General features: G+C 40.1%; 11 protein-coding genes and 2 pseudogenes. 3 read left to right on the top strand and 10 right to left on the bottom strand.

Annotation, left to right across the window (positions count from 1 at the left end):
• Positions 1-23 precede the first annotated feature (23 nt).
• Positions 24-1646 carry a RagB/SusD family nutrient uptake outer membrane protein gene (locus BLV62_RS12265; protein WP_225889654.1) on the top strand — a complete coding sequence of 541 codons (1623 nt, stop codon included), beginning with the start codon at positions 24-26 and terminating at the stop codon, positions 1644-1646.
• Between the two features lie 99 nt (positions 1647-1745).
• Here BLV62_RS12265 and BLV62_RS12270 read toward each other — a convergent pair whose 3' ends face one another.
• The 5 genes from BLV62_RS12270 to BLV62_RS12295 all read right to left on the bottom strand — a co-directional run bounded on the left by BLV62_RS12270 (position 1746) and on the right by BLV62_RS12295 (position 5233).
• A complete protein-coding gene (locus BLV62_RS12270; protein WP_089762012.1) occupies positions 1746-1997 on the bottom strand; it encodes a hypothetical protein in 252 nt (83 codons plus the stop codon).
• A gap of 151 nt (positions 1998-2148) precedes the next feature.
• Positions 2149-2694 carry a hypothetical protein gene (locus BLV62_RS12275; protein ID WP_089762014.1) on the bottom strand — a complete coding sequence of 182 codons (546 nt, stop codon included), beginning with the start codon at positions 2692-2694 and terminating at the stop codon, positions 2149-2151.
• 222 nt (positions 2695-2916) lie between these two features.
• Positions 2917-3537, bottom strand: coding sequence for a hypothetical protein (locus tag BLV62_RS12280; RefSeq protein WP_089762016.1), 621 nt, complete (start codon positions 3535-3537; stop codon positions 2917-2919).
• 310 nt (positions 3538-3847) lie between these two features.
• Positions 3848-4318, bottom strand: a complete 471-nt coding sequence (locus BLV62_RS12285; RefSeq protein ID WP_089762017.1) for a hypothetical protein — start codon at positions 4316-4318, stop codon at positions 3848-3850.
• A 594-nt stretch (positions 4319-4912) separates the two neighbouring features.
• Positions 4913-5233, bottom strand: coding sequence for a hypothetical protein (locus BLV62_RS12295; RefSeq protein WP_139170128.1), 321 nt, complete (start codon positions 5231-5233; stop codon positions 4913-4915).
• Positions 5234-5413: 180 nt separating this feature from the next.
• On the opposite strand from BLV62_RS12295, the gene BLV62_RS12300 reads away from it, so the two are divergent.
• Positions 5414-5776, top strand: a complete 363-nt coding sequence (locus tag BLV62_RS12300; protein ID WP_089762022.1) for a helix-turn-helix domain-containing protein — start codon at positions 5414-5416, stop codon at positions 5774-5776.
• Between the two features lie 54 nt (positions 5777-5830).
• On the opposite strand, the gene BLV62_RS12305 is transcribed toward BLV62_RS12300, so the two are convergent.
• Both BLV62_RS12305 and BLV62_RS12310 read right to left on the bottom strand, forming a co-directional pair.
• A complete protein-coding gene (locus tag BLV62_RS12305) occupies positions 5831-6310 on the bottom strand; it encodes a hypothetical protein (RefSeq protein ID WP_139170129.1) in 480 nt (159 codons plus the stop codon).
• A 249-nt stretch (positions 6311-6559) separates the two neighbouring features.
• Positions 6560-7264 (bottom strand): annotated as a pseudogene (locus BLV62_RS12310) (RHS repeat domain-containing protein); the annotation flags it as partial.
• 436 nt (positions 7265-7700) lie between these two features.
• Between BLV62_RS12310 and BLV62_RS12315 the strand changes: the two are divergent.
• Positions 7701-8258 (top strand): annotated as a pseudogene (locus BLV62_RS12315) (IS256 family transposase); the annotation flags it as partial.
• 76 nt (positions 8259-8334) lie between these two features.
• On the opposite strand, the gene BLV62_RS12320 reads toward BLV62_RS12315, so the two are convergent.
• From BLV62_RS12320 to BLV62_RS12335, 3 genes are all read right to left on the bottom strand, one after another.
• A complete protein-coding gene (locus tag BLV62_RS12320) occupies positions 8335-8793 on the bottom strand; it encodes a hypothetical protein (RefSeq protein WP_089762028.1) in 459 nt (152 codons plus the stop codon).
• Complete coding sequence (locus BLV62_RS12325) at positions 8783-9799, bottom strand: RHS repeat-associated core domain-containing protein (protein WP_089762029.1); 1017 nt, start codon at positions 9797-9799, stop codon at positions 8783-8785. The genes BLV62_RS12320 and BLV62_RS12325 overlap by 11 nt, the downstream gene beginning before the upstream one ends.
• 909 nt (positions 9800-10708) lie before the next feature.
• The coding region (locus tag BLV62_RS12335; RefSeq protein WP_168928042.1) for a tyrosine-type recombinase/integrase at positions 10709-11181 on the bottom strand (473 nt) is incomplete at its 5' end.

Genomic DNA, 11181 nt, shown 5'->3' on the forward strand with positions numbered 1-11181 from the left:
TTTTTACCTTAAAATCAACGCAGATGAAAAAGATCAGAACTAAAATATATAAACCACTTGCAGGTTTAGCTTTATTGGGTATGCTGGGCATGCAGTCATGTACGAAGAACTTCGAAAAGTACAACTCAGATAATACCGGGTTGAGCGACGATGCACTGAAGCCCGACTTCAACTTCATTGGTGGATTCTTTCCACAAATTCAATCATCTATCTATTTTAACTTCAACAACACCACGGGCGATTTCCAGTTACAGCAAAACCTGATGGGCGATGTGTATTCCGGTTATCTTTGTCCGCCCAATAACTTCCGCGGCAACATCAACAACATGACCTATAGCCTGGTAGATGGCTGGAATGCATCTGCCTTTAACCTGGCCTATAACAACGTGATGGCGCCTATTTTCGAAATTAAACGCAGGGGAGCAGAGCAACTGGCGCCAGAGTTCTGGGCTATTGCATTGATCCTGAAAGTGGAAGCGATGCACAGGGTAACGGATATTTACGGGCCTATCCCCTACAGCTCCTATGGTTCTGGTGGTACTTCTTCGGCTTACGATTCGCAGGAAGCGGTATATACCCAGTTTTTCAAAGAGCTGGAGCAGGCCAGGAAGATCCTGACCGATTATGTGGCAGCACATCCAGGCGTTTCGCTGTTCAGCAAATTTGATATGATCTATGGCGGCGATTACAGGCAATGGATCAAGTTTGCCAACTCATTGCGTTTGCGTTTAGCGATGCGTATCGTAAAAGCAGATATGGCAAAGTCGAAGGCCGAGGCGGAAGCGGCAATGAACCCTGCTAATGGCGGCTTGCTGGAAACCAACAGGGATAATGTAAACGTGTCGGGCTTCGGGCTGAAACACCCGTTATATACCATCATCACCGCCTGGACAGACATTGCCATGAACGCTGCTATGGAATCGTTCCTGGTAGGATTTAAAGATCCCCGTTTGCCTAAGTACTTTGATCATTCTACAAAATATCCCGGCACTTACAAAGGGATTCGTATAGGCAGCCTGGTTAGTTCGAAACCCGGGTACACGGGGTATTCCATCCCCGCTGTTGCAGAAAACAAAACTTTCCGCAACAACACCCCTATCCAGTTGATGGCCTCAGCAGAGATCTATTTCCTCCGTGCGGAAGCTGCATTAAGAGGTTATAGCTATGCAGGCGGTACGCCGCAGGAACTCTATGAAAAAGGCGTATCTACCTCCTTAAGTCAATGGGATGCCACTACCTCAGCCGTTGCCGACTACCTCAACGACGATAAGAGCAAACCTATTGATTATGTAGATCCGCAGAATGCAGCTAACAATGCAGAGGCCACTACAGATATTACCATTAAATGGAATGAAGGCGATGCTTTCGAGAGAAAACTGGAGCGTATCATCACCCAGAAATGGATTTCCGGATTCCCTGAAGGGCAGGAAGCATGGTCGGAGTTCCGGAGAACAGGTTATCCAAAACTGTTCCCTGTGGTGAACAATTACAGTAATGGAACCATAGATACGAAGATACAGATCAGGAGGATTCCGTTCCCATCCACGGAGTATACTTCCAACAAAGCGGAAGTAGAGAAAGCCATCCAGTTGCTGGAAAACAAGAAAGACCTGGGCGGTACCCGTTTATGGTGGGACAGGCCATGATAGAATACTTATTTTGAATCGCGTGCATAAAAAAAGCCGGTCTTGTTGAGGACCGGCATTATAAAAATATTCAGGTGTAGATTTCATTAACAATTTAGGTCACATTTCAACGCCGTTGGTAGTCTTGCCAACGGAGAATTGTTTAGCGAGCGAGTAGGCTTTGTTTTGTATTTCTTTATTGATTGGTGGATAGTATCGTTGCTCGGTTTTCCTGCTCTTTTTCAAGTCGAATTGTTCCAGGTTTATCGGAACGTTGTAATCATACTTCACTATATAGGCAAAAATTAGTTGTTTGTTGTTGAAGTAATAGTGTGCCACTATCTGGCTGGTTTCGCCGTACGTTTTATCCACAATAAGTTTGAGAGTATCTTTGGAGTAATAGGCAGCGGATTGACCGCCTTCGAGGCTGATACCGTCTTCATGGGGGCGGGTAATTTGCTTGAATTGTTTAAGGTGAGAGTTGGTGTATGTATATCATATGTTTTATAAGGCTTGTTAGAACCTATAATAAGGTTGGCAAAAGGTAATTTAACCATTTTTTCGAGACGCCATTTTTAACCATTTCCTCCAGCCTATGTCTAATATCTCCTTCAATCGGCGTTCCATATACCTGGTGCCTGTCTATGTTGGTAATCAATATCAATAATTGCATAAACTCGTCTACCGAATTGGCAATAACAAATATATCACCCATATCATAAGCATCTCTTTCAACAATTACAATTTTTGAATCCGACAATCGTTCGGCGAACTCGTATCCATAATCGTAATCAGCAAAACATCTATACAGTGCGCCTTTCGTCTCCATTTCATCATAGAACTGTACCATCCCAATCCCAACTTCCCGAATATTTGTATCTGAAATCAAGGCATCTAACTTTTCCTTGTTGTTATTAGCGGTTTGATTAATCCGAAGACGGAAAGCATCTTGAATTCGTGGCAAATCATTGTCACTAATCAGTTGGTTATGATCCAATTTCTTTCTTCTAATCTGTTCTTCCGTAGGGATATATTTATTGATATGGTTTATGAAGTCTGATAATTCCATAAGGCTTTATTCATAATTATAAATATCTTGTCATTTAACAACCTATTCTCCTATAAGATACAGGTTTTGTTCCCTCCGAAATTACTTCAGCAAAAAAATCAGTCAACTCTTGTGTTTCACTTTTATATACTCCGTCTTTCTCCCCGAAAGTTGCAATTGCGGGCTCCGCATGCAGTCATATTACAAGACGCAACACCTCGGCGACTAGTTAAGGTCAATTCCCTACGACAAGTTATGTCGATAACGCTCTATATCAATACTTTGACTCAAACTGCATCTTTCCTGTTCAGTTAAACATTCTAATAAGTCACTATATGGAACGTATACACGGTCGCGATCATCCTTAACAACAGGAATATAAGATCTATTATCAGATCCCAAATCCCAATCTACCCACCCTTGAAATTGCGCAGCAAATATTTCGCAAGAGAAATATACCAATGCCAGAAATGTTCTCCTATCAATAAATGGCTTAGTGCCTAAATACTTGTCTATTTCGGCGAGACTATTTCCATCATATTTAACTTCCTTCTTCAATAAGGCAGACAATGTAATTAATGTTTCCGCCGATATACCAGTTACCAAGTATTTATTCTTAACCCAGTTATTAATATTATACATTGACACTGCATTTTCACTTTCACAGACAATCTTTTCTATCGCTGCCAGTGAGGCCCATATATACCCCGATCCTTTATCATTAATCACAAGTATTCTTCCTAGTTTATCTTTATACATACTAAGATTAAAAGCATCTGACAGCTCAGGATCATGAATAAATTCGCTCTGAATCTTAGCAGCTACATCTTTCTTGGAAACTTTTATTGCTTTCTCCCGATTCATATTTAAATCATTATAAACGATCAAAAAATCTATCTCATCTTATCACCTGCAGGTCTTATCCTGTATACTTAGTAAAAACGAACATTTCTTAAGAAAATAAGCCTGCAATGGTTCAATATCTACATCTTTCTCAGACTCCCGGGGCGCCAACTGGCCATACATTGTAATTTCAATTGGCCTCCACATTCCCTGTATTTTCGTAGTTCGTTTGGCAAAAGTATTGTCAAATTCATAACTCGGATTGGCAACGCCAATATCTACTAATGATAAAATTACTTATCGGGAATCCATATAACAAACATACCCATTGTCAGTAAAACGCCTGTGGCAAATTACCACATTGCTTCCGTATTATTCCAAGCCAAACCGAATCATATTTAAGCTCCATCGCACTATCCAAGTATGGGGATAAATCCACTAATCTTCCTGTTCGCAGATCAAGGTTTAATATTCCCATTAATGCGCTATCATGGTCATGCGTATGATAAATCCGAATGCCTAATGCAGAATCTCCTGGTTCGCTAACGTGTATTCTATAATCCGATAACTGCAAAGTACTATCCGGATGATAATTGCTTGTCTGGAACATTTGGTTTAGCGCCTCATCGCAATCGACGACACTCGATGCTTCCGATTGCCTTTCTGTAACATCAAGACTTTCGGCAGACTGTACAGGTACGACAGGTACGCTATCACTCACCAGATCAGCTTTATGCTTGTCGGGTATTTCATTACATGCCAAAATAACAACGTAAAAGAATAAAAATCCATATTGGTTCATAGAATTATTTTGTTTTTATATTTACTGGCACCAGACAGTGTCATTGGCTTCTTATTCTGCAATCATATGTCTACAAATATTCCTGTAATAACTTTTGCTTTGTTATTGTACCCCGTTTCTATTTTACCAACTGTCTCAGAGTGTTCAATAAATTGCTCGGATGCAACCTTCGTTATGTGAGTGCCGATAGAGAATTCAAATACTCCGCTGATATGTGAATAACTTATTCTACCGTAGATAATCACTCTGGCCACAAATAAAGAAGGTAAACTGATAACCCTGATGCATCCAAAAAACAAACGAATCATCTGGAAGCTTGATAAATTTCCGGCTATGTTTCAGGCAATAGCACGCCAAAAAGTATCTTCTATAGAGAAATATCTTTATCTGAACAAGAACACTGTTTGAGATTATTATACTTTAAAATGGCTAATACTTGCTCTTCTATAACAATTTGGGTTAGTACTGTTTATATGAGTCATATTAGGCGCCGAAATTACTTCCGAAAAATATATAAAAAATAGTTATTATACAATATGTTATTCCTTTTTGCTTCGCCACGAAGAAATTTATCTTTATTGTTGGATTAACTATCTATTCCTGTGTAATTTTTTCAGCTAAATTATAATCGATCCCCGCATTAAAACTTTTCTCATAATCATACCATTGTGCTTTCGCTTCAAAAGACTTCATTATGGTAATCAGCATTGCTTCCAAATTATCAAAATAAGGCACTGGATCTGTAGCAAAAGTCATATTAGGTGAGTAGAAGAATATCATGCCATACCTCCCCGACAACTTGTCTGTTTCCACTAAATAATGTTCGCCTTCAAAATTGGCAAAGAAAGGTTTAAGAGTAGGCCTCCAGTCACCATTCTTCTTATTATCAGCATCTATATCCAAAGCATCTTCCAAACTTAATAAGTTACCCCACGGTAAAATTGTTGAATCTACCGAATAATCCAGGTTCTCCACCGATACACCATTCCTCCAACTATACACATTAAAAAAAATCGCTTTCTGTCATCTCCAATACAGTAAGCATTTCCATAATTGCTACAGATAGGCTATTTTTGTTAACCTAAACTGACAATTATGTCGCAAAAAAATAATCTCGGCAATCGTATCCTGGAACTACGCAAGTCTAAAAGCTGGTCGCAATCCGACCTCGCCGATAAAGTAGGGATTTCATACGCCCAGATTGGACGTTATGAGACTAAAGGCGCTCAACCTCCTGCTGAAGTAATTAAAAAAATTGCTGAAGCTCTGGATACTTCTGTGGATTATCTGATTTATGGAAGTACTGCAGATAAAGCTAGTGAAGCGTTGCACGATGTAGAAGTAATCAGATATTTTAAAGAGATTGAAGCGTTACCACATGCTGATAAAGATGCATTATTAAGGGTTATAGCTGCTTTTATCAGGGATGCTAAAACTAAACAGACTTACACACATTGATAAATAAATTTGGCAAGCACTGTATCCTAATGCTTGCCAAATCTAAAAAAACCATCAATGATATATTTTAGAATCAAATTTCATTGACAATTTTCCATTATGCACAATTATAACAATAACGCGATAATCTTTATAATGCTTTGATTTATCAAACGATGTCCTGGGAACCCAAACGGGCATTCGCTTTAAAGCCTTAACAACATTTTCTCCTAATTGTCTCCACTCATCAGTTTCCCAATCTGTTGCTTCAACTTTAGCTACTCGACCCATTGAGTCGATACTAACGCCAGCATTCAAAATGATTGTACGTGAAGAAAACATAACATCACTAGGAACTACCACATTTTTTTTTACATACATCCAGAGAGCTGTACCACCTCCTTTAAACATTGAACGAGTATCTGGATTTATTATAACTGCATCGCCTACGCTATCTTCACATTCATAAATTATATAACCCTTTTTCAGCGAGTCCTGACCGAATAAGGACAAATTAGACATTAACACAAAAAATAAAACAAAAGCTACTCTCATAATTTAGGCTTAGTTTGTTGACTGGATTCCTTTTTTGATGGTGTTACCGCTGGTTGTTCTTTTGTATTTATTATTAAATTTCCATCATATGAACCTGCTTTCAAATTGGTGACTTTTCCATTCTGATCCACTTTCCGCCATCCTCTACTCAAATCTGATTTATCAGTAAGTTGTCCAGTTGGATTACCAGCAGTTTGCCCAACACCATACCCAAATCCAGCATAAATATGATAAGTTGAATAATCAGAATTAAGGGTAAATATTTATATTAGGGGCAATCTCATGAAGCACCTTACCCATTTCATTACCTTCATCTCCTTTTCCTGCATGACAAGCTGCTATCACTAAATTCCCTTTATCTTCTATCATATTTGTAATACCATTAAACGCAACTGCATTATTATAATGTACTTCTGGCAATCGCTTTAAACCTTTCCCATCTTCATTTTTAGGATTATCTATATATGCTTGAAGCACTTCCGGAGAAAAACGCCCAGATTGTTCACCCGTTCCAAATACGAACCTAGCTTTATCATCTGTAGTTCCATGTGAATGAATCACTACGTTCTTCGCCTTACTATCACCATAATACTTTTTCATCTGGCTTTCTGCATCGATCATTGAAGTTGCAAGTATAACATTCCATTGGCCATGATGTGCTTTTGCATTAGCTGTATTAGTTGGAGAAAGAGGGCCATTAACATTCATATATGTATCAATGATTATTATTGTATTAGGTTTAGGATTATTACTATTAAAATTTGCACCCTCAGCCCCTTCTATATCCAAATGACTAATTGGATTATCTAAGGCATAAATGTATGGAGAGAGGGCAGCATATTTCTGCATCAGAGGATCTGTAGATAAAAACCGACCAATTCGTGGATCATAGATTCTTGCTCCAAAGTCCTGCTGATTCCCCTCTCCCTTCACCTCATTATCATTCTCCTTCCCATTAAACCCATATAGCTATACCCTCGAACCTTCCCCTGCCCGACTTACAGCACCATCAAAGAACTTTCATAAATATATTATTTTTTCTTCATCTGATTTTTCAGTTGAAAAAAATAATTAATCATACCTGGTATTCAGTTGTTTTTTTTCATTTGAAAGAAAAAAAATAATAACACGCGGGGTAAAACAAAACAACCGACTACAGGATAAAAGGATGGGTTACTATCGCTTAATCATTATTCTGTCGCTTAATCAATGGGTAACGTCTAAGCCTATATTCTACCGCTTAATCCCATCCTTTTATCCTGGAGGCGGAAGCAAGACTATTCAAAAGCTTAATCAGGGTACTGCAGCTCATGTTCGCGCGCCAGATCTAAAGCCTTCCGCTACTATCTCCTACGCTTCTACTCGCGCTGCTTAATCAAGGCATGTATTTACTGATCTGAAGGCCCGTGGCCTGGAAGATATTCTAATAACGGCCACCGACAATCTTAATGGCTTTACCCAGACCATCAAATCGGTATTACCACAGTCTGCCACTCAGGTCTGCGTCGTACGCCAGATACGTAACAGCTACCGCTACGTAGTTTGGAAAGATAAAAAGGAGTTTACCACCGACATGAAAGATGTTTATGCCGCTCCAACCAGACAGGCAGCCATGGAGGCTCTTGACGCACTGGATGCCAAATGGGGCGCAAAGTATGCATACGACATCAAAAGCTGGCGCGAAAACCGGGAAGACTTCACTGCCTTTTTTGACTTCCCCATGGAGATCAGACAGATAATCTACACGACCAATCTCATCGAAAACCTGAACGGTAAAATTAGAAAGTATACCAAAAACAAGCTATCCTTCCCCACAGATGAAGCTGTGCTCAAATCTGTATACCTGGCCTTCTGGGAGGTATCAAAAAAATGGACCATGCCCATTAGAAACTGGGGCATGGTCCTAAATCAATTTTTAACTATTTTTGATAAAAGGGTAAGAATCTAATTATTATTCTAATTCCCCGATTTTTAAGTTTACACACTTAGTGAAATAGTCCCGGTTTTTAACATAAAAAACATTCTTATTTAAGGATAAAATATTCAACTTCACAATTATTAAGATTTCCATATTCCTTTAAAAATCCTAGACACCTCTCGGATACAATTAAATTATTCTTAGTATCAAGGAAAAAATCATCACCATCTTTACCAATAATTACCAACCATTTAAATGCTGGCATCTTCCTATCAGGATAAAGCTCTTCAAATAAAGACGAATAAGCTATTTCCACTTCCTTAATAGTAAAACCTCCTAGATCTGTTTTACCTAAACTTAGTTGCAATGTTTCTGATATTAAAAAACATGGAAAACATTCTATGAGATCATCTCCTAGCCAGCCATCAAAAATAAACTGAAGATACTCTATCTTAGGGGGATGGACAGAACTATCCATTTGAGTTTTTTCACCCAATTCCCCTGGCACTTCAGGTATTAATTTGTAATATTTACAACTCATTGATTTATTATCTTTATTTATCATTTTGAGCAGATGGAACTATAGGCATTACTACGTTTGTTCCATCAGCTGTATTTAATTCAGGTAAAAACAACCTACCATATATCTTGTCTATTTCGGTTGCCTTCTTTAATAGATCCGCTCGCGTAGTAGTTGGATTATTCTTATAAAACTCATTCCACGCTTTTCTGATTTTACTCAAATGTAAATCAGAATTCATACTTTTCGGAATACCCCTCAAGTTCTCTAATGAATTAATTTCAGATTCAGTAAATAACCCTGGATACCTCTTTAATACTTGTTGCTCTATTGCATGATGAACAACAACCTGACCTTCCGTTTCGGGATGAACTGCAAAAAAAGTACTCCTATAAGTATTAGTCGTTGAATTCCCAACTGTAGCAGCATAAGTCGGCGAACTTATAACCCCTACATATATAGAAGCTCCTACTAACCAATTTATAGGATTGGAATTTATCTTTTCCCAACCACTAAATATTGAGTTCGCATTAAATGATTGATTTCCTCCTCCTAGATTTTCTATCCATCCTGCTTTGTTATAATAACTATTTGTATTTTTAACAAAGTCACCTACTCCATCAGTTCCTATCACCCAATCATTCTTATACATTCCCGCATATGGGCCTTCTGTGTAAGTATAACGAGCAAGCCAATAACCATTACTCCGACCAGAAGGGTCCGAGACTGGATGTAATTGATATTTACCAGCTTTTATACTAAAATCGGTATTAGCATCAGTTGTACTTATTGGGACAGTAGCTAATTGTATATAGGTAATACCCTTAGGTTTAGATGAAGGATCGAATTTTTCGGCCCCATCAAGATCAATGTATTTTATTGGCGAGTTTTCTGCATAAGCATAAGAACTATTCCATGCAAAATTTCTTACCAACGGATCTACACTTAAGAACTTCCCCACCCTCGGATCATACACCCTCATCCCATAATCCTGCTGGTTCCCTTCCCCCTTCACCTCATTATCATTCTCCTTCCCATTAAACCCATACAGCTATACCCTCGCGCCTTCCCCTGCCAGAACATTCGCACCACTCAAAGAACTTTCATAAATATATTATTTTTTCTTTCATCTGATTTTTCACTTGAAAAAAATATAATTAATCATACCTGCTGTTCAGTTGTTTTTTTTCATTTGAAAGAAAAAAAATAATAACACGCGGGGTAAAACAAAACAACCGACTACAGGATAAAAGGATGGGTTACTATCGCTTAATCATTATTCTGTCGCTTAATCGATGGATAACGTCTAAGCCTATATGCTACTGCTTAATCCCATCCTTTTATCCTGGAGGCGGAAGCAAGACTGTTCTAAAGCTTAATCAGGGTACTACAGCTCATGTTCGCGCGCCAGATCTAAAGCCTTCCGCTACTATCTCCCACGTTTCTTCTCGCGCTGCTTAATCAAGGCATAATGTCTGGCAGCTATAACCAGTCGCTTAATCAGGGCCACACCGCCCCCACCGCCATTGCAGCCCTGGCCGCTGGGGCGCAAGTGCGAGGGGCGACTGAAGACGCCTTCCACTGACAGAACTCCCGAGCGCGAGCCACAGCAGGCCGCGCCTTCGTCCTTTATCTCGCCGGGAGCGACAGCGGACGGCAAAATCAAAAATGAAGGCCAGGGCTGCCAGGCGGGGGGCGGACGTAAGATAAGCAGCGAAGGGATGGCAGGGGCAATAATAGATGCCTGGCTTTCTAAGAACTCCCCTGCCAGACCGGGAGCTGCGCGAGCAAAAGCGGTAGGTTCGCAAAAAGCGTGACAGGACAGACAAAGGCCCGCAGCGAAGCGAAGGGCCTTGGATGGCCTGGCGCGTCTTTTTGCAACCTGCCGCTTTTGTGAGACCTTGGAACCCGCTTTTAACGGACACCCAGCTACTCAAGACGTAGTGGCTTTCACACTACCTCACCGCAGCGGATGATATTTGCCTACCATCTGCCTGAGTACACTAAAATCGGCCTGCTTGTAACGCTCCGTACTGGACGGGTATTTATGCCCTGCATAGTATTGTACCACGCTAATATCATGACCTGCCTTTAACAGGTTGGCGATCACGCTCTGGCGGATCGTTCCCGTGCTGATCTGCCTGTCGCCATACCTGCCTTTGTAGGTACGCAGTACATGTTTGACGATATCTTCCGTTTGCATCGGTTTACCTCTCATCCCTACCAGTAGCTGATCGCTGCCACTTTCACCTAGTAGCTGCGGCCTGTCTTGTTCCAGGTAGCGCTGCAACACCTGTACCTGGCTGCCTTGCAACGGCAACTCCCTGCTGTTAGTGGTAGCTGTTCCCCTAACCGCTACCTGACCCTTATCCAGGTGTATGGCTGTAACGGCCAATAAAGCCAGTTCCTGGGCTTTTAACCCCTGGTGGATAA

The sequence above is a fragment of the Chitinophaga terrae (ex Kim and Jung 2007) genome, assembly GCF_900107795.1.
GTDB classification, from domain to species: Bacteria; Bacteroidota; Bacteroidia; order Chitinophagales; family Chitinophagaceae; genus Chitinophaga; species Chitinophaga terrae.